This is a genomic window from Rhizobacter sp. LjRoot28 (assembly GCF_964253025.1).
GTDB lineage: Bacteria > Pseudomonadota > Gammaproteobacteria > Burkholderiales > Burkholderiaceae_C > Rhizobacter.
Map to the genome: position 1 here is coordinate 3142693 of NZ_CAXUQC020000001.1, position 22261 is coordinate 3164953.

The 22261-nt window shown below is 67.8% G+C and carries 25 protein-coding genes, 1 tRNA gene and 2 pseudogenes; 7 read left to right on the forward strand and 21 right to left on the reverse strand.

The genetic code is table 11. The features are described from left to right. The first annotated feature begins 11 nt into the window (after window positions 1-11). Window positions 12-302, forward strand: coding sequence for a DciA family protein (locus ACSQ2F_RS14365; protein WP_436023931.1), 291 nt, complete (start codon window positions 12-14; stop codon window positions 300-302). 199 nt (window positions 303-501) lie between these two features. On the opposite strand, the gene ACSQ2F_RS14370 is transcribed toward ACSQ2F_RS14365, so the two are convergent. The 6 genes from ACSQ2F_RS14370 to petA all read right to left on the reverse strand — a co-directional run bounded on the left by ACSQ2F_RS14370 (window position 502) and on the right by petA (window position 4789). Continuing rightward, window positions 502-577 (reverse strand) — tRNA-Thr (locus tag ACSQ2F_RS14370). A 33-nt stretch (window positions 578-610) separates the two neighbouring features. Continuing rightward, on the reverse strand, window positions 611-1171 hold the full coding sequence (locus tag ACSQ2F_RS14375) for a ClpXP protease specificity-enhancing factor (protein WP_436023933.1): 561 nt from the start codon (window positions 1169-1171) through the stop codon (window positions 611-613). A 28-nt stretch (window positions 1172-1199) separates the two neighbouring features. Next, window positions 1200-1811 (reverse strand): glutathione S-transferase N-terminal domain-containing protein, encoded by a 612-nt coding sequence (locus ACSQ2F_RS14380; RefSeq protein WP_436023935.1) that lies wholly within the window; start codon window positions 1809-1811, stop codon window positions 1200-1202. Between the two features lie 145 nt (window positions 1812-1956). Next, window positions 1957-2727, reverse strand: a complete 771-nt coding sequence (locus ACSQ2F_RS14385; RefSeq protein WP_436023937.1) for a cytochrome c1 — start codon at window positions 2725-2727, stop codon at window positions 1957-1959. Window positions 2728-2752: 25 nt separating this feature from the next. Continuing rightward, window positions 2753-4153, reverse strand: coding sequence for a cytochrome b (locus tag ACSQ2F_RS14390; RefSeq protein WP_436023939.1), 1401 nt, complete (start codon window positions 4151-4153; stop codon window positions 2753-2755). A 36-nt stretch (window positions 4154-4189) separates the two neighbouring features. Further along, complete coding sequence (gene petA / locus ACSQ2F_RS14395; protein WP_436023941.1) at window positions 4190-4789, reverse strand: ubiquinol-cytochrome c reductase iron-sulfur subunit; 600 nt, start codon at window positions 4787-4789, stop codon at window positions 4190-4192. A 238-nt stretch (window positions 4790-5027) separates the two neighbouring features. Between petA and mscL the strand changes: the two genes are divergently transcribed. Further along, window positions 5028-5456, forward strand: coding sequence for a large conductance mechanosensitive channel protein MscL (gene mscL, locus ACSQ2F_RS14400; protein WP_436023943.1), 429 nt, complete (start codon window positions 5028-5030; stop codon window positions 5454-5456). 173 nt (window positions 5457-5629) lie between these two features. Continuing rightward, window positions 5630-8227, forward strand: coding sequence for a DUF1631 family protein (locus tag ACSQ2F_RS14405; RefSeq protein WP_436023945.1), 2598 nt, complete (start codon window positions 5630-5632; stop codon window positions 8225-8227). 74 nt (window positions 8228-8301) lie between these two features. Here ACSQ2F_RS14405 and pdxA read toward each other — a convergent pair whose 3' ends face one another. Both pdxA and ACSQ2F_RS14415 read right to left on the reverse strand, forming a co-directional pair. Further along, window positions 8302-9348 (reverse strand): 4-hydroxythreonine-4-phosphate dehydrogenase PdxA, encoded by a 1047-nt coding sequence (gene pdxA, locus ACSQ2F_RS14410; protein WP_436023947.1) that lies wholly within the window; start codon window positions 9346-9348, stop codon window positions 8302-8304. Beyond that, window positions 9345-10097, reverse strand: coding sequence for a Nif3-like dinuclear metal center hexameric protein (locus tag ACSQ2F_RS14415; RefSeq protein WP_436023949.1), 753 nt, complete (start codon window positions 10095-10097; stop codon window positions 9345-9347). Before ACSQ2F_RS14415 ends, pdxA begins: the two co-directional genes overlap by 4 nt. Window positions 10098-10114: 17 nt before the next feature. On the opposite strand from ACSQ2F_RS14415, the gene ACSQ2F_RS14420 reads away from it, so the two are divergent. Continuing rightward, on the forward strand, window positions 10115-11287 hold the full coding sequence (locus tag ACSQ2F_RS14420) for a S1C family serine protease (protein WP_436023951.1): 1173 nt from the start codon (window positions 10115-10117) through the stop codon (window positions 11285-11287). Between the two features lie 50 nt (window positions 11288-11337). Here ACSQ2F_RS14420 and ACSQ2F_RS14425 read toward each other — a convergent pair whose 3' ends face one another. The 11 genes and pseudogenes from ACSQ2F_RS14425 to ACSQ2F_RS14475 form a co-directional block, all read right to left on the reverse strand. Next, entirely contained in the window at window positions 11338-12069 is a 732-nt protein-coding gene (locus tag ACSQ2F_RS14425; protein WP_436023953.1) for a phytanoyl-CoA dioxygenase family protein, read from the reverse strand. 291 nt (window positions 12070-12360) lie between these two features. Further along, on the reverse strand, window positions 12361-13131 hold the full coding sequence (tatC, locus tag ACSQ2F_RS14430; RefSeq protein WP_436023955.1) for a twin-arginine translocase subunit TatC: 771 nt from the start codon (window positions 13129-13131) through the stop codon (window positions 12361-12363). A gap of 52 nt (window positions 13132-13183) precedes the next feature. Further along, window positions 13184-13348: pseudogene (gene tatB / locus ACSQ2F_RS14435) on the reverse strand (Sec-independent protein translocase protein TatB); the annotation flags it as partial. Window positions 13349-13443: 95 nt separating this feature from the next. Further along, window positions 13444-13666, reverse strand: a pseudogene (tatB, locus tag ACSQ2F_RS14440) (Sec-independent protein translocase protein TatB); the annotation flags it as partial. 47 nt (window positions 13667-13713) lie between these two features. Beyond that, window positions 13714-13950, reverse strand: a complete 237-nt coding sequence (tatA, locus tag ACSQ2F_RS14445) for a Sec-independent protein translocase subunit TatA (RefSeq protein ID WP_436023957.1) — start codon at window positions 13948-13950, stop codon at window positions 13714-13716. 66 nt (window positions 13951-14016) lie between these two features. Next, the gene (locus ACSQ2F_RS14450; protein WP_436023959.1) at window positions 14017-14367 is read right to left on the reverse strand and encodes a histidine triad nucleotide-binding protein; all 351 of its coding nucleotides are present in this window, start codon (window positions 14365-14367) and stop codon (window positions 14017-14019) included. 14 nt (window positions 14368-14381) lie between these two features. Then, entirely contained in the window at window positions 14382-14759 is a 378-nt protein-coding gene (locus ACSQ2F_RS14455; RefSeq protein WP_436023961.1) for a DUF4870 family protein, read from the reverse strand. Continuing rightward, window positions 14756-15112: a phosphoribosyl-ATP diphosphatase gene (locus ACSQ2F_RS14460; protein ID WP_436023963.1), complete on the reverse strand. Its 357-nt coding sequence runs from the start codon at window positions 15110-15112 to the stop codon at window positions 14756-14758. Before ACSQ2F_RS14460 ends, ACSQ2F_RS14455 begins: the two co-directional genes overlap by 4 nt. Next, window positions 15109-15498, reverse strand: a complete 390-nt coding sequence (hisI, locus tag ACSQ2F_RS14465) for a phosphoribosyl-AMP cyclohydrolase (RefSeq protein WP_436023965.1) — start codon at window positions 15496-15498, stop codon at window positions 15109-15111. The genes ACSQ2F_RS14460 and hisI overlap by 4 nt, the downstream gene beginning before the upstream one ends. 16 nt (window positions 15499-15514) lie before the next feature. After that, the gene (locus ACSQ2F_RS14470; RefSeq protein ID WP_436023967.1) at window positions 15515-15943 is read right to left on the reverse strand and encodes an NUDIX domain-containing protein; all 429 of its coding nucleotides are present in this window, start codon (window positions 15941-15943) and stop codon (window positions 15515-15517) included. Next, window positions 15940-16815, reverse strand: coding sequence for an ATP-binding protein (locus ACSQ2F_RS14475; RefSeq protein WP_436023969.1), 876 nt, complete (start codon window positions 16813-16815; stop codon window positions 15940-15942). Before ACSQ2F_RS14475 ends, ACSQ2F_RS14470 begins: the two co-directional genes overlap by 4 nt. A 189-nt stretch (window positions 16816-17004) precedes the next feature. Between ACSQ2F_RS14475 and ACSQ2F_RS14480 the strand changes: the two genes are divergently transcribed. Next, window positions 17005-18618: a peptidylprolyl isomerase gene (locus ACSQ2F_RS14480; RefSeq protein WP_436023971.1), complete on the forward strand. Its 1614-nt coding sequence runs from the start codon at window positions 17005-17007 to the stop codon at window positions 18616-18618. Window positions 18619-18706: 88 nt separating this feature from the next. Here ACSQ2F_RS14480 and slmA read toward each other — a convergent pair whose 3' ends face one another. Together slmA and ACSQ2F_RS14490 are read right to left on the reverse strand one after the other, a co-directional pair. Beyond that, the gene (gene slmA / locus ACSQ2F_RS14485; RefSeq protein WP_436023973.1) at window positions 18707-19357 is read right to left on the reverse strand and encodes a nucleoid occlusion factor SlmA; all 651 of its coding nucleotides are present in this window, start codon (window positions 19355-19357) and stop codon (window positions 18707-18709) included. Between the two features lie 119 nt (window positions 19358-19476). Beyond that, entirely contained in the window at window positions 19477-20163 is a 687-nt protein-coding gene (locus ACSQ2F_RS14490; RefSeq protein ID WP_436023975.1) for a pyrimidine 5'-nucleotidase, read from the reverse strand. Window positions 20164-20246: 83 nt separating this feature from the next. Between ACSQ2F_RS14490 and ACSQ2F_RS14495 the strand changes: the two genes are divergently transcribed. Together ACSQ2F_RS14495 and ACSQ2F_RS14500 are read left to right on the forward strand one after the other, a co-directional pair. After that, window positions 20247-21506 (forward strand): SGNH/GDSL hydrolase family protein, encoded by a 1260-nt coding sequence (locus ACSQ2F_RS14495; RefSeq protein WP_436023976.1) that lies wholly within the window; start codon window positions 20247-20249, stop codon window positions 21504-21506. A gap of 248 nt (window positions 21507-21754) precedes the next feature. Further along, complete coding sequence (locus ACSQ2F_RS14500; protein WP_436023978.1) at window positions 21755-22117, forward strand: PRC-barrel domain-containing protein; 363 nt, start codon at window positions 21755-21757, stop codon at window positions 22115-22117. Window positions 22118-22261: the final 144 nt, after the last annotated feature.

Sequence of the window (22261 nt, forward strand, 5' to 3'; positions counted from 1 at the left end):
CTCGGCGCCCCATGACCCCCAACGCCCTTCGCATCGAAGAGGCGATGAGCCGCAGCTCGCCGCTCGCCCGCCTCCAGCACCTGCTGAAGGAATCGGAGGCCCGCCTGGCGGTCGTCCGATCGGTCGTGCCGTCAGCGCTCGGTCCCCACCTGAAGGCCGGCCCGCTCGATGAAGAGGGCTGGACCCTGCTGGTCGCCAATGCCGCCGTGGCGTCGAAGCTGCGTCAACTCATGCCGCGCCTGGAAGAGGCCCTCCGGGCACGGGGACTGCAGGTTACTTCAATACGTTTGAGGGTTCGGTAACCGTTTGCCTCGGGCGAATGCGCCGGTCTGAGCATGCTCGCCGGCTACCGGCCGCGGCCAAGCCGCCGCACAGGCCAGGCAGCAGCGGGCTGCAAGCGGCACGGCACCGAACGACTTCAGATGATTTTGAAGCGCATCACCCGGGCTCGGGCGCGCTTTTGCGTGATGCACGTCACGCCTTGCGCGCGACGTCTGGAGATGGTGCCCCCGGCAGGAATCGAACCCGCGACCTTCGGTTTACAAAACCGCTGCTCTACCAGCTGAGCTACAAGGGCTGAATCTGTGATTCTAGCGGCCGAAGCCGGTCACTATTTGATGCGTTTGAGCGAGGGACGCCCGGTGCCCGGTGCGGGCGGTTCGGGCGGCGTCTCGTCGTCGCCTGCGTCCCGCTCGACATCGGCGGGCTGCGGCTGCGTCTGCGGCTGAGCCGGCCGGTCCGTGCTGGCCAGGCGGAGCCCGCCCGCAGGCGCCGCCCGCTCGCCGGATGGGCCGGCCTCGCCACCCGGCGGCTCGACCGCCGACGGCACATGTGCCTCGGTCGGCGCCGGGAACGCCATGCCTTGCCCGTTCTCACGGGCGTAGATGGCGATCACGTGGTCGACCGGCACGACGATGTCGCGCGAGGTGCCGCCGAAGCGGGCCTTGAACTCGACATACTCGTTGCCGAGCTTCATGCCGGTGGTGGCCTCGAAGCCCACGTTGAGCACGATCTCGTTGTTCTTCACGTACTCCATCGGCACCCGCACGCTGGCGTCGACGAACACCGCGATGTACGGCGTGAAGCCGTTGTCGGTGCACCAGTCGTGCAGGGCACGGATCAGGTACGGGCGGGTCGAGCTGCCACTGTTGCCGGGTGCGGAAGGAATCATGGGACCAGGATCTCGTGCTGCAACGCGCTCACTTGCGCATGACCTTCTCGGACGGCGTCAGTGCCTCGATGTAGGCCGGACGCGAGAAGATGCGTTCGGCGTACTTGAGCAGCGGCACGGCGTTCTTCGACATGTCGATGCCGTAGTAGTCCAGGCGCCACAGCAGCGGGGCGATGGCCACGTCGAGCATCGAGAAGTCGTCGCCCAGCATGAACTTGTTCTTGAGGAAGATGGGCGCGAGCTGCGTCAGGCGATCGCGGATCTGGGCGCGGGCCTTCTCGAGCTGCTTGTCGGTCGGCTTGGCGCCGCGCGACTCGAGCACGTTCACGTGCGCGAACAGCTCCTTCTCGAAGTTCAGCAGGAACAGGCGCACGCGGGCGCGGGCGACCGGATCCCCTGGCATCAGCTGCGGGTGCGGGAAGCGCTCGTCGATGTACTCGTTGATGATGTGCGACTCGTACAGGATGAGGTCGCGTTCGACGAGGATGGGCACCTCGTTGTACGGGTTCATCAGCGCGATGTCTTCGGGCTTGGCGAACAGGTCGACGTCGCGGATCTCGAAGTCCATGCCCTTTTCGAACAGAACGAAGCGGCAACGGTGCGAATAGGGGCAGGTCGTTCCGGAGTAAAGCACCATCATGGTGACGGCTCCTTTTGGGCTGGCAATGAAGTCGTGAAAAGCGCAAACGGAGCAGACGGGCCGCCAGGGCGGCCTCTACTCCGTCGTCGCACGGGAACATGCCGGGCAACGGGCCGCCAAGCGGCGACCCGTCGGGCCGGTCGGTTTACTTGACGTCTTTCCAGTAGGCGGCGTTCAGGCGCCAGGCAATGACAGTGAAGATCGCCAGGAAGATCAGCACCCAGACGCCCAGGCGCACGCGGTGGTGCTGGGCCGGCTCGCCCATCCACTGCATGTAGGCCACGAGGTCGGCCACGGTGTCGTCGTACTGCTGGGTGGTCATCGTCCCCGGCGTGATCTGCTCGAAGCCGACGAAGCGGTGATGCGTCTCGGTGCCGCCGTGCGGGTCCTTCTCCTCGACGTACTTGGCCGCGCGCTGGCCCTGCAGCTCCCACAGCACGTGCGGCATGCCGACGTTGGGGAAGGCGAGGTTGTCCCAGCCGGTGACCTTGGTGTCGTCACGGTAGTAGGTGCGCAGGTAGGTGTAGAGGTAGTCCGCACCCGAACCCTTGCCGATGTCCGCGCGCGAACGGGCGATCACGGTCAGGTCGGGCGGCGTGCCACCGAACCAGTCCTTGGCCTGCTTCGGGTCCATGGCGATCTTCATCGTCTCGCCGACCTTCTCGGTCGTGAACATCAGGTTCTGCTTGATCTGTTCCTCGGTGAGGTTCAGGTCGCGCAGGCGGTTATAGCGCATGAACGCGGCCGAGTGGCAGTTCAGGCAGTAGTTGACGAAGAGCTTGGCGCCGTTCTGGAGCGCCGCGACGTCGGTCATCTTGGCCATCGGGAACTTGTCCCAGGCCACGCCGCCGCCAGCCGCGGACGCCTGCGTCGACATGCAGAGCGACGCCAGGAAAATCAGGATCAGTTTCTTCATGGTGTGGATTCCGTTGGGCGTCGACTCAGTGGGCGTGGAAGGTCACGCGGTCGGGCACGGGCCGCGACTGGCCGATGCGGCTCCACCACGGCATCAGCAGGAAGAAGCCGAAGTAGAACAGCGTACCGATCTGGGAGACGCGCTCGCCGACCGGCGACGGCGGCTGCACGCCGAGGTAGCCCAGCACGAAGAAGACGAAGACGAAAACGGCGTACATCCACTTGTGCCAGGTCGGGCGATAGCGGATGGACTTGGCTTCGGCGTAGTCGAGCCAGGGCAGGAAGAACATGATGACGACGGCGCCGCCCATCACGACCACACCCCAGAACTTCGGCTCGAAGACCAGCAGCAGCGCACACGCAACCAGTGCACCCACGGCGATGATCATCTTGCCCATCGCCGAGAAGCGGCCCTTCACCAGCGCCACGACGGCACCCAGAGCGACCAGGGCGACGAGCACGTAGACGAGCTCGGTCGTGGTGGCACGCAGCATCGAGTAGTACGGCGTGAAGTACCAGACCGGCGCGATGTGCAGCGGGGTCTTGAGCGGGTCAGCCGGAATGAAGTTGTTGTACTCGAGGAAGTAGCCGCCGAACTCCGGTGCGAAGAACAGGATCGCCGAGAAGGCCATCAGGAACACGCCAACACCGAAGATGTCGTGCACCGTGTAGTACGGGTGGAACGGGATGCCGTCGAGCGGGCGACCCAGGGCGTCCTTCTTGGCCTTGATCTCGACGCCGTCCGGGTTGTTCGAGCCCACTTCGTGCAGCGCGATGATGTGCGCGACGACGAGGCCCAGCAGCACCAGCGGCACGGCGATGACGTGGAAGCTGAAGAAGCGGTTCAGGGTGGCGTCGGAGACGACGTAGTCACCGCGGATCAGCAGCGCCAGGTCCGGGCCGACGAACGGCACCGAGGCGAACAGGTTCACGATCACCTGGGCGCCCCAGTACGACATCTGGCCCCACGGCAGCAGGTAGCCCATGAAGGCTTCGGCCATCAGGCACAGGAAGATCGCGCAGCCGAAGATCCAGACGAGCTCGCGCGGCTTGCGGTAGCTGCCGTAGATCATGCCGCGGAACATGTGCAGGTACACGACGATGAAGAACGCCGAGGCGCCCGTCGAGTGCATGTAGCGGATCAGCCAGCCCCAGGGCACATCGCGCATGATGTACTCGACCGAGGCGAACGCCAGGTTGGCGTCCGGCTTGTAGTGCATCACGAGGAAGATGCCGGTGACGATCTGGATGACCAGCACCAGCAGGGCGAGCGAGCCGAAGATGTACCAGAAGTTGAAGTTCTTCGGAGCGTAGTACTCGCTCATGTGCTCTTTGTAGAGCTTGCTGGCCGGGAACCGGTTGTCGACCCAGTTCATCAGCTTCTCGCCCATCGGGGCGTTGGCGGCGACTTGTTTGAATTCAGCCATGGGGAAAATCTCCTGGAATGCCGTGTCTGACTGCGGTCAGGCCTTTTTGTCTTCGCCGATGATCAGGCGGCTGTCAGACAGGTACATGTGGGGCGGCACTTCGAGATTGTCCGGTGCGGGCTTGTTCTTGTAGACGCGGCCAGCCATGTCGAACGTCGAACCGTGGCAGGGGCAGAAGAAGCCGCCTTCCCAGTCGTTCGGCAGCGAGGGCTGCGGGCCGGGGGTGAACTTGTCCGAGGGCGAGCAGCCGAGGTGGGTGCAGATGCCCACGGCCACGAGGAACTCGGGCTTGATCGAGCGGTACTGGTTGCGCGCGTACTCGGGGGTGAGCTCGGCGGGCTTGCGCTCGGAGTTCGGGTCGGCCAGCTGGCCCTCGATCTTGGCGAGGGCGTCGAGCTGGGCCTTCGTGCGGCGCACGACCCAGACGGGCTTGCCTCGCCATTCGACGGTCAGCTTCTCGCCTTCCTTGAGGCCACCGATGTCAACCTCGACAGCGGCGCCGGCGGCGCGTGCGCGCTCGGACGGCTGGAAGGTGCTCACGAACGGGACGGCGACGGCACCGACTCCCGCCACACCGGCACAACTGGAGGCAATGAGCCACGTGCGTTTACCGCTGTCGACTTGCTGGTCACTCATGGGATTCCTCGAACGAAGACTTCTGATCTTGGGTAACCCGGAATTCTAATGGAGGTGTCAAGGGGTGCGACGAAGAGTTCGCTTGAGCGGGGTTGCGAACCGTCAACAAGGTGATTCAGGTCGCCCGTGCCGGGTGCGCCTCGGCCTCGTCATGGCCGGCTTCGCAAAGATCATCAGCGGGGGTCACAATACGCGGCGGGTCGCCACCGGCGGCTGCCAACCAACAGGAGGGAGAGGTATGAGTTTCGTCTCGGAGTTCAAGCAGTTCGCCATCAAGGGCAACGTCGTCGACCTGGCCGTGGGCGTGATCATCGGCGCGGCGTTCGGGCGCATCGTCGACTCGATCGTCAAGGACCTGATCATGCCGCTCGTGGGCAAGGTGGTCGGCGGGCTCGATTTCTCGAGCTACTTCATCATGCTGTCCGACCCGCCCGCGGGCTACAGCGGGCCGATGACGTATGAAGCGCTCACCAAGGCCGGTGTGCCGCTCTTCGCCTACGGCAACTTCCTGACGGTGCTGGTGAACTTCATCATCCTGGCCTTCATCATCTTTCTGATGGTCAAGCAGATCAACCGCCTCAAGCGCAACGAGCCGGCGCCCCCGCCGGCCGCGCCGCCCGAGGAAGTGGCCCTGCTGCGCGAGATCCGGGATTCCCTGAAGCGGTAACCCCCCATCCCGGGGTCGCCTGCCCCGGGGGCTGCGGGGCGTGAACTGCTTGGCACCCGGCGAATCACGGGTGTTGCGCCCGCGCAGCGGGTGGCCCTGGTTTGGGCTCATACTTGCAGGACCTGCGCGTCGGCTTGGCCGCCTGCGCGCCTGTTCCCGCGTCTCTGTTCGAAATGAACCTGACCGATCCACGATCCCAAGCCGCCTTCGATGCGGCGATCAACCACATCCGAACGACCACCGCGGCCGTGGCGGATCGCGTGGCGACGCACCTGGGCATCCTGGCGTCGGCGTCCACGCGCATCATCGAGCGCGACGCGCTGATCACCGCCCAAATCGACCTGCGGCGCAACATGAGCACCTACGTGCTCGTGCTGGGTGACACGCTCAGCAAGCGGCTCGCCCGCGAAGTGAACCCGGACCGCGACAGCCGCCGCCTGGCCGAGACCGACTGGCAATCGCTCAGCCTCGTCGACGACAGCCAGGTCGAGGAGCAGATGCTGGGCGACCGCATCGCCCAGGCCATCACCCACGGCTGCGAATGGGAGCTGCGCGACCTGGCGGCCTACACCGGCGCGATGCTGGGCCTCGGCCGGGCCGACCACGACCGCAATCCGCTGCGCCCCGAAATCGTCGGGGCCGCCGTCTACCGCGGCATCACGAGCGTCACCAACGACCTCGAGACGCGCAAGCTCATCGCCCGCGAACTCGGCAACGCCTTGTCCAAGGTGATGCCCACCTGCTACGCCGACATCGTCAAGGACTTCCGGGCCCGCGGCATCGTGCCGGTGAGCCTGTCGGTTCGAGGAGTCGAAGGCCCCGGCAACGACATGACGCGCGACCGCGTCATCTCCGGCTACGACACCCTCCGCGACACCGGCACCTCCACCCGCGCCGGCGCGTTCGGCCCCACCTCCGCATCGGGCTTCGACAGCGGCGCCCTGCCCCACCAGACCGGCCCCGGCGGCCATCCCTCGGTGAGCGGCGTGCGCAGCGGGCCGGGCAACTGGAACGCCAGCACCTCGGGCCGCGGCCCCGGCCCGGCCAGCGGACGCTTCACCCCCCGGCCCGGTGTCTCGCCGCAGGCCGACGCCGAACTGATGACCCTCATCCGGCGGCTGACCTTCCTCGCCAGCCGCCCCGCCGACCTGACGGACGGCGCGACGGGCAGCATGCCGATGGATGCGGGCGCGAGCGGCTTCGGGGCAAGCCGCGCCGGCAGCACGGGTGCGGGCGGAGGCGGAGGCGGAGGCGGCGGCGGCCAGCCTGCGCTGATGGCCGTGAACATGATCCGCGCGCACCGCGACGAGCTGCGCGAGGCCTCGACCGGCACGCTCGACCACATGGTCATCGACGTGGTCGGCAGCCTTTTCGACCAGATCCTGTCCGACCCGCGGGTGCCGCCGCAGATGGCCCGCCAGATCGCACGCCTGCAGCTGCCCGTGCTGCGCGTCGCGCTGGCCGACCAGACCTTCTTCTCGTCGCGCAAGCACCCGGTGCGGCGCTTCGTCAACCGCATCGCCTCCCTGGCGCTTGCCTTCGAGGACCTGGACAGCGGCCCCGGCAAGCAGTTCCTGGCCCGCGTGCGCGACCTCGTCCAGGAGATCGTCCAGGGCGACTTCGACCAGATGGAGGTCTACACCGCCAAGGTCAACGCGCTCGAGCACTTCATCGCCCAGCAGGCCAAGGACGACGCCAACCAGTCATCCGAAGCGGTGTCGGTCGTCAACGACAAGGAGACCGACCTTCGCGTGCAGCAGCGCTACATGCTGCAGCTCCGGACCGCGCTGGTGCCCCTGCCCCTGCAGGACTACCTGCGCGACTTCCTGGCGCAGGTGTGGAGCCAAGCGCTGGCGCACGGCACGCGCAAGGAAGGTCCGCAGTCCGAGCTCGTGCAGCGCCTGAAGCGCGCCGGGCGCGACCTCGTCATGAGCGTGCAGCCCAAGGGCTCGCCGGCGCTGCGCAAGAAGTTCCTCATGCAGCTGCCGCCGCTGATGAAGGACCTGAACGAGGGCCTTCGGCTCATCGGCTGGCCGGAAGCGGCACAGAAGGAGTTCTTCGGCAAGCTGCTGCCGGCGCACGCCGAGTCCCTGAAGGGCCAGCCGCTCACCGAGCTCGAATACAACCTCCTCGCCAAGCAGCTGGAAGGCGTCTTCAACACGCCGGTGCCCGAGCCCGACGCGCTGCTGCGCGACGTGCCCATGACCAGCTCGGGTTCGGCACCCATCGAACCGCACTTCACCCCCGAGGAAGCGCAGCGCATCGGCCTCGTCGAGGAGAGCGCGGTCAACTGGTCGGGCGAGATCGACATCGACCTGTCCGCCGGCCCCGACACGGAGCCGGCCCCGAGCGGGCCCGACACGGCGCCGGCCGACCTGGACATCGACCTGTCGGCGCTCGGCATCGACATCAACCTCGACGCCCCGCCCGACCCGGCCGAGGCCCCCACCCAGGGCCCGGGCCTGATCGACCACGTGCGCCTGGGCTTCGCCTACCAGATGAACCTCAACGGTGAATGGCAGAAGGTGCGCCTGAGCTACGTGAGCCCGGGGCGGGCCTTCTTCGTGTTCACCCGCGGCAAGCGCCACACCGAGACGGTGTCGCTCACCTCGCGCATGCTGACCCGCATGTGCGAGACGGGCCGCTTCCGGGCCTTCGAGAGCGCCTACCTGATGGAGCGGGCCACGGCCCGGGCACGCAAGCAGCTCGCCGCGCTCACCAAGGGCAAGTCCGAGAAGCCGAGCGACCGCGCGCCACTCGGCAAGCGCTGAGCCGGGCGCCGCCCGGCCGAACGCCGGTCGACCCGGTCTTTCGCGGCACGGTCGAGCACGGCGCCGGCCGGACTTCAGCCCGGCGCGCGCTCTCGACCTTGGGCCACCATCTCGCGCGCCATGCGCATCGCCGCCAGCAGGCTGGACGGGTCCGCCCGGCCGGTGCCTGCCAGGTCGAAGGCCGTGCCGTGGTCGGGGCTGGTGCGAGCGAAGGGCAGGCCGAGCGTGACGTTCACGCCTTGCTCCACGCCCAGGTACTTCACCGCGATGAGTCCGTGGTCGTGGACCATGGACACGACCACGTCGAACTCGCCGGGGTGCGAGGCCACGTGGCGGGCGCGCATGAAGACCGTGTCGGGCGCGAAGGGCCCTTGGGCGTCGATGCCGTCCGCGCGCGCAGCGGCCACCGCCGGGCCGATGAAGCGCAGTTCCTCGTCCCCGAAGTGGCCGCCCTCACCCGCATGCGGGTTGAGGCCGGCCACGGCGATCCGGGGTCTGGCGATGCCGGCCGATTGCATCGCGCCATGGGCGATGCGGATGGTCTGCAGCACGCCGTCGAAGTCGAGCGCATCAATGGCGCGCCGCAGCGACATGTGGATCGTGACGAGGACCGTGCGCAGCTCGTCGTTGGCCAGCATCATGCGCACTGGTGGCAGTGGCGCGCCGGCGTCGACCGACAGCGCCTGCAGCATCTCGGTATGGCCCGGGTAGGGCACACCGGCCGCCGCCAGCGCTTCCTTGTGGATGGGCGCCGTGACGATGGCGCTCGCCTGCCCGGCCCGAACGACACGCACCGCGGCCTCGATGCAGGCGGCCGCGGCGGCGCCTGCGCGCGCGTCGATGCGACCAAAGGGCACCGACGCCAGGTCAGGCGGCAGGCCCGGCACCTGCCACACCGGCACCGTATCCGCGGGCCAGTCCGCCGGCAACTGCGGTGATGTCACGGGCAGTACCGCCAGGCCGCCGCCGATGCAGGCGACCGCTCGCCGCATCACGCCGACGTCCCCCACCACCACGGCCGGGCCATTCGGCGCGCCGGAGAGGAAGGCCCGTGCGACGACCTCCGGGCCGATGCCCGCGACGTCGCCCTGGGTGATGAGCAGGGAGCCCTGAGCGGTCATGCCGGGTTGCCGATCTCGATGAAGGTGTGCTCGAGGCCGAAACGCTCGGCCAGGTGCGCTCCCAGCGCAGGCGCCCCATAGCGCTCGCTCGCGTGGTGGCCGCAGGCGATGAAGCTGACGCCCGTCTCGCGCGCGAGGTGCGCCTGCGGCTCGGAGATCTCGCCCGTCAGGAACACGTCGGCGCCCGCGGCGATCGCCGACTCGAAGTAGCCCTGCGCACCGCCGGTGCACCAGGCGACGCGGCGCAAGGGGCGACCTGCCTCGCCCTCGGCCAGCACCGGCTCGCGGCCCAGTCGCTCGGCCACCCGGGCGGCCAGGGCGCCTGCGGTGAGCGGCTCGCTGGCCGTGCCGATGAAGCCCAGCTCCTGTTCGCCGAAGCGGCCGTCGGCCTGCCATCCCAGCCGCTCGCCGAACCGGGCGTTGTTGCCGTACAGGGCGTGGGCGTCCAGCGGAAGGTGATAGGCCAGGAGGTTGATGCCGTGGCGCAGCAGCAGTTCGATGCGCTGCTTGAGCCAGCCGGTGATGCGGCCGTCATGGCCCTTCCAGAAGAGGCCGTGGTGCACGAGCAGGGTGTCGGCTCCGTGCGCCACCGCCGCCTCGATCAGCGCGCGGCTGGCCGTCACGCCGGAGACCAGGCGCTGCACCTGCGGCGCACCCTCGACCTGCAGGCCGTTCGGCCCATAATCTCGGAACTTCCCCACCTCGAGCAGGGTGTTCAAGTACGACTCGATGTCGGTGCGTGGGGTCATGGAACAGGATCTCGGTGATGCGCAAAACGTGGCTCATTTTCTCCCAAGCGGTCACCGTGTCGGTGGCGGTGTTGTTCGTGGTGGCCACGTTGAAGCCGGATTGGCTGCGCCGCAGCGGCCAGCAGGGCATGCTGCCCAACATCGTGTCCATCATCGAGGCGCCCGCCGACTCTGCCAGCGGCGTACTGCGCGCCCAGAGCTACAGCGCCGCAGCCAAGCGCGCCACCCCGGCGGTGGTCAGCATCACGGCCAGCAAGGCGCCAGCGCGCAACCCGCACAGCAACGACCCCTGGTTCAAGTTCTTCTTCGGTGACCAGGGACCCAACGAGACGCAGCCCCAGGTCGGGCTCGGCTCCGGGGTGATCGTCTCGCCGGAGGGCTACCTGCTCACCAACAACCACGTCATCGAGGGCGCCGACGACATCGAGGTGCAACTCGCCGACCAGCGACGCGCCCGCGCCGAGGTGGTGGGCACCGACCCCGAGACAGACGTCGCCGTCCTCAAGATCGACCTGGACAAGCTGCCCGTCATCACCTTCGGCAGCGCCGACACGCTCGAAGTGGGCGATGTCGTGCTCGCCATCGGCAACCCCTTCGGCGTGGGCCAGACCGTCACCTCCGGCATCGTGAGCGCCCTCGGGCGCAACCAGCTCGGCATCAACACCTTCGAGAACTTCATCCAGACCGACGCCGCCATCAACCCCGGCAACTCGGGTGGCGCCCTGGTCGATGCCCAGGGCAACCTGCTGGGCATCAACACCGCCATCTACTCCCGCAGCGGCGGCAGCATGGGCATCGGCTTCGCCATCCCCGTCACCACCGCCCGCCAGGTGATGGAAGGCCTGATCCGGGACGGCCAGGTGACCCGAGGCTGGATCGGCGTCGAACCGCGCGACCTGACGCCCGAGATCGCCGAGACCTTCAACCTGCCCATCGAGGAAGGCGTGCTGATCACCGGCGTGCTGCAGAACGGCCCGGCCAGCGCCGGCGGCCTGCGCCCGGGAGACGTGGTGGTGAAGGTCGGCGACGCCGATGTCACCAACACCTCGCAGCTCCTGACCGCCGTGGCCGCCTTGAAGCCCCGCGAGGTGACCACCATCCGCGTCCAGCGCGGCGACAAGGCGCTGGAGCTGAAGGTGACCGTGGCACAACGGCCGAAGGCCCCGCCGCGGCAGGTGCAGCCGGAGTGAGCTGAGGGCGGGCGATGCGTACTATCACGAGCGCCCCCCCGCCAATCCCTTCAGCCTTGGCGAAGGAACCGGGTCGTCGCCATCATGCGCAGGTTCTTCGACGCGTTGATCGATGGTGTGTGCATGACGCGCATGTCCATCACGAAGACGTCGCCCGCCCGGCCGCACATCTCGACCACCTCCACGCCCAGTTGACGCAGATGGTCGGCGTCCGCCCCCGCTCTAAGCGCGCTCCGGAGTGCCGTGCCGCGGGCGGCTGTCCGGACCTCGCGGCGATGTGAACGCGCCAGCGCGAGCGTGGCTCCGCCGCGAGGCGCGACATCGTCGAGAAGGAAGAACACCTGGATGCCAGGCAGTCGGTCTGGCGACGCCGTGGCCACGTCGACGTGCCAGTTCAAGCCCTGAAGCGTCCAGTCACCCTGCAGGGGTGGCGACAGCAGGAATTGAATATCTGCCTGAGTCGACAGTGCTGAATCACCGAGTTCCGCAACCAGCGAAAGCAACGCGGGCGTCAGCAGAAGGTCCTGCAGTGCTCGAGGTTTCACCGCGGCGCCAAGGCGCGTGATCTGCTGGAAGACGGGAAGTTTGCGGAGCCGCCCATATCCCGACGCGCCCAGCCAACGCTCGACCCGCTCCAGTATCTCTTCACGGGCGCCCGCCAAGCGCGAGGCCGGAAGAAGGCCTCGCAGGCGCACACAGCCCTCTTCGCTGAATCGCCTGGAGACGTCCGCTGCAGCGGGCGACGATGGCGATGCGCTCTTCCTGGCAATCGAACCGTGCATGAACCCAGTTTATTCAAACCCGGCGACCTGGTCAGGCGGTGGACTCGCAAGCTGTGGGGTCAGGTCCGCCATTTCGCAGCTCTTGGCGTGAGCGAGCCCCTCGCGAAGTCCAGGTGGGGCCGCGATTGATTTCAGCAGCTGCTCAATGGGCGGGGCGCGGACGGTGCGAAATGGCGGACCTGACCCCGCCTTGCTGTCCAGCCGCTTCGTGAGGGGTGCGAGGCCAACGGATGCGAATTGGCGGGCCTGACCCCGCCTGTTGCTGACCCCCGCAGGTTCCGGCAGGCAGTCTCAGGCGACCGGCATGTCCTCGTCCGCCGGCGGCTGCGTCTTGCGGATGAAGATGACGGCGGCCCAGATGCCGGCCTCGTAGAGCAGGCACATCGGGATGGCGAGCGCCAGCTGGGAGACGACGTCGGGCGGCGTGATGACGGCCGCGATGATGAAGGCGATGACGATGAAGTAGCCGCGGAACTCCTTGAGCTTCTCGATCGACACCAGGCCCATGCGGGCCAGCAGCACCACCACCACGGGCACCTCGAAGGCGGCACCGAAGGCGATGAACATGCTCATCACGAAGCTGAGGTAAGCCTCGACGTCCGGCGCGGCGGTGATGCTCTTCGGGGCAAAGCTCTGGATGAACGTGAACACCTGCCCGAAGACGAAGAAGTAGCAGAACGCCACGCCGAGGAAGAACAGCAGCGTGCTGGAGATGACGAGGGGCAGCACGAGCTTCTTCTCGTGCAGGTACAGGCCCGGGGCGACGAAGGCCCATACCTGGTACAGCACGACCGGCAGCGCCAGCAGGAAGGCCGCCATGAGCGTCACCTTCAGCGGCACCATGAACGGCGAGATGACGCTGGTGGCGATCATCGCGCCGCCGGACGGCAGGCTCGACACCATGGGCATGGCGAGCAGGTCGAACAGGCCCGTGGGGCCCGGCCACAGGGCCAGTGCCCCGAAGCACACGCCGATGGCGATGACCGCACGGATGAGGCGGTCCCGCAGTTCGATCAGGTGCGAGACGAAGGGCTGTTCGGTCCCTTCCAGTTCGTCATTCATGGGAATCCCGGCCCGCGGTCGGGCAACGTGCGATGTGGTCGGGGGTCATCGGTCAAGCCGATGAACGCGGTGGGCGGAAGCGGGCCACCCGGGCGGCGCCGGACTGCGCGCGATGGCGCACGCCGTTGCGCTGCTTGTACCACTGCGGCATGGCCGTACGGCGCAGCCGCCAGTTCTTCTTGGGGTGCTTGTAGCTCGGGACCGGCGGGGTCAGGCCTTCGTGGTAGTCCCCGCTGAAGGGCGCCGGCTCGGCATCGTTCCAGCTGCTGTTGAGCTCGCTCGTGGTCTGGTGGATCTGCTCCGACACCGATTTCTCGACGTTGCGGGCCGCGTCCTCGAACTCGCCCTTCATCTTCTTGAGCTCGTCGAGCTCGATGGAGCGGTTCACCTCGGCCTTCACGTCAGAGACATAGCGCTGCGCCTTGCCGATGAGGTGGCCGACAGTGCGGGCCACCCGGGGCAGTTTCTCGGGGCCGATGACGATGAGCGCGACCGCGCCGATGAGGGCGATCTTGTCAAAACCGAAGTCGATCATGCTGGAGGGGCGCCCGGTTCAGCGCAGCGCCAGGCGCGTGCGAAAGCTCACGACTTGGACTTTGCTTCCACGTCGACGGTGTTGGGGTCGGCGGCCTTGTTGGTCGTGACCTGCTGGGAGGGAGCGGCCGGGTCGGCGCTGGCCGAGCCGTCTTTCACGCCGTCCTTGAAGCCCTTGACGGCGCCACCCAGGTCGGAGCCGATGTTCTTCAGCTTCTTCGTGCCAAACACCAACACAACGATCACCAGCACGATGAGCCAGTGCCAAATGCTGAACGAACCCATGACGATCTCCTGAAGGAATACGAGGATTTTAGGCGAAGGAAGAATGCGGCGGCTTGACGGCCGACATCATCCCTTGGCCCAAGGCCGGGGCCCACCGATCACGTGCATGTGGAGGTGATAGACCTCCTGCCCGCCGTCGGACCCGGTGTTGATGATGGTGCGGAACCCGTTGGTCGCACCATGCTCGCGCGCCAGGCGCGGCGCCAGGGCGAGCATCCTGCCCAGCATGCCAGCGTCTTGTGACGGGTCGATGTCGGAAAGTGTAGCGATGTGCGCCTTGGGGATGATGAGCAGGTGCACCGGCGCCCATGGCGCAATGTCGTGGAAGACGAGGAACTCGTCGTCCTCGTAGGCCTTGCGGCTCGGGATCTGGCCCGCGACGATCTTGCAGAAGATGCAGTTGTGGTCGACGTTCATGGGAGGCGGCACCCTCAGTTCGGAAGCGGCGTGTTGGAGTTGAGGTTCACCCAGCCCCGCACGATGCGGTAGAGGAACCAGATGGAAATCAAGGTCCAGGCGATCCAGCCGGGGGCCACGAGCAGGAGCCACAGGGGCGCCGTGACCACATAGGCCACACCTGCCCACAGGACCGTGCTGATGCGCCAGCGGAAGTGCGACTCCTGCCACGTGCCGGTCGCATCATCCTTCTTCACCAGGTCGAGCACGAAGGCCACGATCAGCAGCACGATGCTCGCCTGGGCGCCCGGCAGCAAGGCGCAGACGGCCACGAAGGCGTGCAGCGCGTAGCTGATGTGGCCGATGGTCTTGAGCGACCGTTCCTTCTGAGTCAGGCTGATCAGTTCGTTCATGTGCCGTCCCCTTCCCTTGCCTGGAGCTTGCGGGATGCGAACTCCTCCAGCCCTGAGAGTCCCTCGCGCCGCTCCAGTTCCGCCAGCACGTCGGCCGGCTTGAGCCCGAAGGCCTCGAGGGCGAGCATCGAGTGGAACCACAGGTCGGCCACCTCGTAGACCACCTTCTTCGGGTCGCCGTCCTTGGCGGCCATCACGGTCTCGGTGGCTTCCTCGCCGATCTTCTTGAGGATGGCGTCGGTGCCCTTGCCGAACAGGCGGGCGACGTAGCTCTTGTCAGGGTCGCCTCCGCGCCGCTGAGCGATGACTTCCGCAAGCCGGGCCAGGGTGTCGTTGCCGTGGGAGGTGCTCATTTGTAGATGTGCTCCGGGTCTTTCAGCACCGGCTCGACCGTTTGCCAGGCGCCGCCTTCGTACTTCTTGAAGAAGCAGCTGTGCCGGCCGGTATGACAGGCGATGCCCGGCTCGTGCCCGCGCTGGGTGACCTTCAGCAGCACCACATCGTTGTCGCAGTCGAGCCGGATCTCGTGCACCGTCTGGATGTGCCCCGATTCCTCGCCCTTGTGCCACAGGCGCTTGCGTGAGCGGCTCCAGTACACCGCTTCACCGAGTTCGGCGGTGCGGGCCAGTGCCTCGCGGTTCATGAAGGCGAACATCAGCACGTCGTTCGTGCCGACTTCCTGCGCGATCACGGGCACGAGCCCCTGGGGGTCCCACTGGATGTCGTCGAGCCAATTCATCGGGCCAGTGTAACCATCATGCGGCGTGTGTCGCGCCCGCGAAGCCGCGCTCCTCGGCGAACCACTGCAGCACCGGCACCGTGCCCGGCAGCACCGGTCGAACGGCCACCGGCAAGGTCTGCCAGGCCATGGCCTGCTGCTCGCGCATCTCGAAGTCGCCGGACCACTCGTAGACCTTGCAGAAGTGCAGTCGCACCCGGGCATGAGGGTAGTCGACGAGCTCGATGCGCCAGGGGTGCACGGCGCCGATGGTGATGCCGAGCTCCTCGTGCAGCTCGCGGCGCAATGCCGCTTCCACCGATTCGCCGGCCTCCAGCTTGCCGCCCGGGTACTCCCAGTAGCCGGCGTAGACCTTGCCCTCCGGCCGCGAGGTCAGCAGGAAGCGGCCATCGCCGTCGATCAGCACGCCGACGGCCACGTCGACGGGCGCGCGCTCGCCGCTCATCCGCGCCTCCCGCTGAAGTCCTTGGCGAACTGGAAAGCCACGCGACCCGAACGCGACCCGCGCTCCAGCGCCCAGACCAGGCTTTCCTGGCGCGCGGCGACGATGTCCTCTTCGGACACGCCGTATCCGCGCAGCCATTGCGCCACCACGGCCAGGTACTCGTCCTGGCTGAAGGGGTAGAAGCTCACCCACAGGCCGAAGCGCTCGCTGAGCGAGATCTTCTCCTCCACGCCCTCGCCGGGATGGACCTCGCCGTCCTCGGTGTGCTTGTAGGTGAGGTTTTCCTTCATGTACTCGGGCAACAGGTGGCGCCGGTTGCTGGTGGCGTAGATGAGGAGGTTGTCGGCCGCCTGCGAGACGGTGCCGTCGAGGATGGACTTCAGTTCCTTGTAGCCGGCTTCGCCGTCGTCGAAGCTCAGGTCATCGCAGAACACGATGAAGCGCTCGGGCCGCTCCGCCACCAGGTCCACGAGGTCGGGCAGGTCGACGAGATCGGCCTTGTCGACCTCGATCAGGCGCAGGCCCTGGTCAGCGAACTCGTTGAGGCAGGCCTTCACGAGCGAGCTCTTGCCGGTGCCGCGGGCGCCGGTCAGCAGCACGTTGTTGGCCGGGTGCCCGCCGACGAACTGCGCGGTGTTTCGCAGCAGCCGCTCCTTCTGCGGTTCGACCTCCACCAGGTTGTCCAGGCGGATGTGGGCCACGTGGCGCACGGGTTCGAGCCGGCTGCCACCGGCGCGCTTGCGGTAGCGGAACGCCACGGAGGCGGACCAGTCCGGCGCTTCGAGCGGATGCGGCAGCACCGCCTCCAGCCGCGTGATCAGCGCCTCGGCGCGGGTGATGAGGTGTTGCAGGGCGTCAGGGGCGAGGGGCATCGGCGGCGGCAGGCAAACAGCGAAGCCGGCCAGTTTACCGGCCGGCGCCCTGGTGCCCCGCCCTGCCCGACCGCACGGGCCGCCGGGTTTGCCTGCTTGCGTAGGGTTTTCGGTTCGGTGCAAAGTGCCGGCACCGTCACCGCCGCCCGGCCGCGTGACGGACACAAGAAAACCGATGGAGACTTGACGATGCTGTTTGATCGAAAGCGCACGCTGCGCATGGGCCTGGCCGCCTGCCTGCTGACCCTCGGCTCGGCCGCAACGGCCGCCCACAAGGCGCAGGACACCCCGGTGGCCTGGGTGAATGGCCAGCCAGTCCAGCGGACCACCCTCGTGGAACTGCTCAACCAACGTGCCGGCGCGGCAGCCGCCACGGCACCCGGCCGCCCCCTCGCACCCGTCACGCTCGCTGACCGGCAGCGGGCGCTCGACGACATCATCCAGATGGAGCTGCTGATGCAGCGGGCGGAGGCGGAAGGTCTGACCCGCCATCCGCTCGCCCGGGCCGAGCTCGAATTCCAGCGCGACCAGGTGCTGGGCCAGCGCCTGCTGCGCCTGCTCGCCCAGGAGACGCAGGCCGACGAGTCCGAGGTGGCCGCGCGCCACCGCGAGATGAAGACCGAGCACCTGGTGAGCGCCCGCCACATCCTGCTGCGCGACGAAGCGGCCGCCCGCAAGGCCATCAGCCGGTTGCAAGGCGGAGCGGCATTCAAGGCGCTGGCCCGCGAGCTGTCCCTGGACAAGGACACCCGCGAGCATGGCGGGCTGCTGCCCACGTCCGACGCGACCGCGTTCGTGCCCGCATTCGCCGAGGCCACCATCACGCTCGCGCCGGGCGACTACACCCGCACGCCGGTGCAGACCGACTCGGGCTGGCACGTCATCCTGCTCGAGTCTCGCAAGAGCACCGAGCCGCCGACGCTCGAAGCGGCCCGGGAGTGGCTGACGCCGCGCATCGTGCAGGAGAAGGTCGATGCACAGGTGGCGGCGTGGCGCGAGGCCGCCGACGTGAAGCTGCTGCAGCCGCTGGATGACAAGCCGCTCGATGACGTGTCGGGCGACGTGGCGACGATCGATGGGCGGCCGGTGTCCCGGGCCATGCTCGAGCAGCTCGTGCTCGCGCGCAACGGCATCGAGGGTCCGGCGCCATCGTCGGGGAGCAGCAAGGCTGCGACGCGCATCGTCGGGCGCGAAAGCACCCTGGACGAACTGGTCATGGTGGAGTTGCTCGCCCACAAGGCGCGCGAACGCGGACTCGACAAGAACCCGTCGGTGATGGCCGAGGCCGAGCTCCAGGCCAAGACGGCGGGCGGCCGGATGTACGTGCGCCACCTCATCGCCCAGACGCAGGTGAAACCGGCCGAGCTGCAGGCCGTCTACCGCACCGACGTGCCGCCCCACGACTTCAAGCTGAGCCAGATCGTCGTGGCCGATGAAGCGCAGGCCCGCGAGCTCATCGCCGAGCTGGGCCGCGGCAAGCCGTTCGCTGACCTGGCGCGCGAGCACTCGATCGACGAGGGGACGCGCGCGCAGGGCGGTTCACTCGACTGGCGGGCCGTTCACGAAATGAAACCCGAGGTGGCCGCGGTCGTGCGCAAGCTCAAGCCCGGCCGCCATGCCACCGCGCCGGTGCACACCGACATCGGCTGGCACGTCGTCCGGCTCGACGCCCGGCGGACGTCGGCCAAGCGACCCGACCTGAAGGAAGCGAGTGCATGGCTCGTGCCGAAGGTGCTGCACGACAAGGTGCAGGCGCGGCTGGCCACGCTGCGGGCGCAGGCAGACGTGAAGATGGTGCAGTGAAGCCGGTCCGCCTGGGGCGGGCATTCGCCGCTCCGCTCATCGATGAGACGCCGTCCGGTGCGGGCGCGGCACCCCGGCCGCGCGGGCCTCAGCCGACCAGCAGGTTCAGGGCGGCGTCCAGGTGCTCGACCGGGTTGCGCTTGAAGCCCGAGCGGGCGTAGCGCTGCAGTCGGCCGACGACGAAGCCGGTCAGGACCGAGGCCTGCGCATTGGCATCCACGGTCGGTGACGCCGACCCGGTGGTCTCGGCCGCGCTGCGCAGGCTCTGGCGCAGTTGTGACTCGATGCGGTCGAAGAACTGGTTCATGCGCGTCACCAGCCGCTCGTTCTCGAAAACCAGGGCGTCGCCCACCATGACGCGCGTCATGCCCGGGTTCTTTTCGCTGAACTGCAGCACCACCGTGAGGATCTGGCGCGCCTGCATCGCCCCGGACGGTTCGCGTTCGGCGATCTGGTTCACGAGGGTGAACACGCTTTGCTCGATGAACTCGATCAGGCCCTCGAACATCTGCGCCTTGCTCGCGAAGTGTCGGTACAGGGCCGCCTCCGACACCTCCAGCCGGCCGGCCAGGGCCGCCGTGGTGATGCGCTCGGCGCCCGGCTGCTCCAGCATGGCCGCGAGCGTCTGGAGAATCTGCACCCGGCGCTCGCCCGGCTTCGGGCGCTTGCGGGCAGGGGCCTCGACGGTGCCGGCGGGAACTGCGACCGAATCTTCAGGGCGGGGCGAGGTGTCGGTCATTGCAGTCTCTGGGTCTGTTCACACACGACAGGGGCAGTTCGATGCGGCCGGACCGGCACGCGAATTCACTGGCGAAACGGGCCAAAAGCGGGCGGATCACGGGCTGAAACTAGGGGTTGTCAGAACCCTTGGAGCTCCCGTAGCGCCCGGATTCTGGCACACACATAGGGGGGCCTCGGGCAAGGGTGAACACCGACTTCCGTGCTGGATTTCGCACCCTTCAGGTAGCGCTGCATCCACACCGTGCGCATGCCGATGCCGCGTGCCGAGCGTTGGTGCTGCAGCGTGTCTTCGACCAGGATGCAGCGCGATGGTGGCGTCTTGAGTCGTGCTGCCACGAAGCGCAGCATGCGTGCGTCAGGCTTCGGGCGTGGATGGCCGAACATGTGCATGTCCTCGATGCACAGGATGCCGTCGAAGCAGTCCAGCAACCCGAGGGTGGTGAGCACGCGCAAGGCATAGGCGCGCGGCGCATTGGTCAGGATGTACTTGCGGCCGCGCAGCCGCCGCAGCGCGGCGCGGTCATGGCTGCTGGTGCGCAGCCGCGCCTCCAACCCGGGCAGGCGGTGCGTCTCTTCGAGAAAGTGATGGGCCTTGACCCCGTGGTGGCGAACCAGGCCCAGCAGGGTGGCGCCGTAGCGGTCCCAGTAGTGCTGGCGCAAAGCCGACGCCTCGGCGTGCGGCAGCTTCACATGCTCGACGATGTAGTCGGTCATGGCCTGGTTGGTCGGACCGAAGGCCGCTGCGGACGCGTCATGCAGCGTGTTGTCGAGGTCGAACAGCCACACGGTGCGGGGTCGGGACATTCGGAGACATCGTGGAGGGGGTTTGCCGCATTGTTGCAGGGCCGGGCCGGCGCTACAAAGATGCGACGCCAATGGAGGCCTGCATGCACCCCCTGCTCTCCCGGGTTCGATTCCTCACTCGTCGCGCCTGGCTCGCCGGCGCCTTGGCCGCGGGAGCGCTCAGCGGGCTCTCGGGCTGCGCCTGGTTCGCCGGCCCGCCGACCGACTACGTCGCGACCTGGAATGCCTCCCAGCAGGACCGCTTCGAGCGCATTCCGCTGCCTGGATGGCAGAAACCTGAAGAGGCCGGCTTGCAGGGCCAGACTCTGCGCCAGGTGGTGCGGGCATCGCTCGGTGGCGATGGGGTCCGGGTCAAACTGTCCAATCGCTTCGGCCGCACACCTGTCACCTTCGACGCCGTCCGCATCGCACGTGCCACCGCCGCCTCCAGCATCGACCCGTCCACCGATCGGGCCGTCACCCACAACGGACTGGCACGCATCACGCTTGCACCGGGCACCGAACTCTGGAGCGATACGGTGGCGCTGCCGGTCAGCGCCCAAAGCCTCCTCGCCGTCAGCATCCAGGCCAGCGGGGCCGCGCCCTTCGGCACCCAGCACACCTTGGCAAGGCAGACGGCCTACGTGGTGCCAGGGGCGCTGGCGAGCGCCACCACCTTCCCCTATCCGCAGTTCCTCGGCTCGTATCACTGGCTCGCCGGGGTGGACGTCATCGCGCAGGGCCGCCCGCCGGTGCTGGTGGCCTTCGGCGACTCCATCACCGACGGCTATGCGGCCAGTGCCGACCAGAGCCGCCGCTATCCCGATGTTCTCGACGACCGGTTGAAGGCCGCCGGCCTGCGCATGTCCGTGGTCAACGCCGGCATCTCGGGCAACCGCTGGCTCAACGACGTCATCGGGCCCAGCGGCGAATCCCGCTTCGTGCGCGACGTGCTGGAGGTCTCGGGTGTGACGCACGCCGTCGTGCTGCTGGGCGTCAACGACATCGGCTTCGCCCAGTTCGCGCCCGACCAGGCCGTGTCGGCCGAGTCGCTGATCGACGCCATGCGCACCGCCATCGGCAAGGCCCGCGCCCGAGGCGTGAAGGTCATCCTCGGCACCCTGCTCCCCTACGAGGGCGCCCGCTATTTCAGCACCGCGGGGGAAACCAAGCGGCAAGCCGTCAATGCCTGGATCCGTACCCCGGGCCATGCCGACGGGCTGGTCGACTTCGATGCCGCCGTGCGCGACCCGTCGCGGCCTTCCGCCTTGAAGGCGGCATACGACAGCGGCGACCACCTGCATCCGAACGACGCCGGCTACGCCGCGATGGCCCAGGCGGTGGACCTGACCTTGCTGCGCTGACGCTCAGCCCTCGCGGCGGCTGACCGGGTGGCATGCTGAGGATGTGACAGCGACGCGTCGTCGCGCCGTGGAGTTATTCCGTGGCGAGCCCGCGTGGCAAGCGGGCCAGGGCTGGCCCGATGGCGGCAGTAGGGAGCTTCCTACCTGCAGTCGGGGCGCTGCCCGGGTGGTCATGGGCATCGCATGGCGCGATAAAGGCGGTTGGACGGGGCGGCATGTCGCTGCCCCCACCACCTGAGGAGATCGCCATGACTGCCACCACCCAAACCACCGGACGTCCCTGCATCGCGGCTTCGCGCGTCGAGGGCACCACCGTCTACAACGACCGCGGGGACAAGCTGGGCTCGATCGACGACCTCGTGATCGACAAGGTCTCGGGCCAGGTTCGCTACGCCACCCTCGAGTTCGGCGGCTTCCTTGGCATGGGCACCGACCGCTACCCCGTGCCGTGGCAACTGCTGACCTACGACACCGAGCGGGACGGCTATGTCGTCCCGCTCGACAAGGCGCAGCTCGACCGCGCCCCGAAGTACGGCATGGGTGAGGACCCCGAGTTCAACGACACGTATGGGCGCCGCGTCCACGACTACTACGGCGTCGCCATCGATTGACCGTGCGGCCACGCCGGCCGCTTCACCGGCCGGCTGCGCATTCGCGCCGCGGGTTCGGCCCACCGGACCGGTCCCCGAAATCCGCGACCCGAAACCGCATTTCTTTAGTTCGACCCTCAAACCAACTAAGGGATTCTCCTCTCT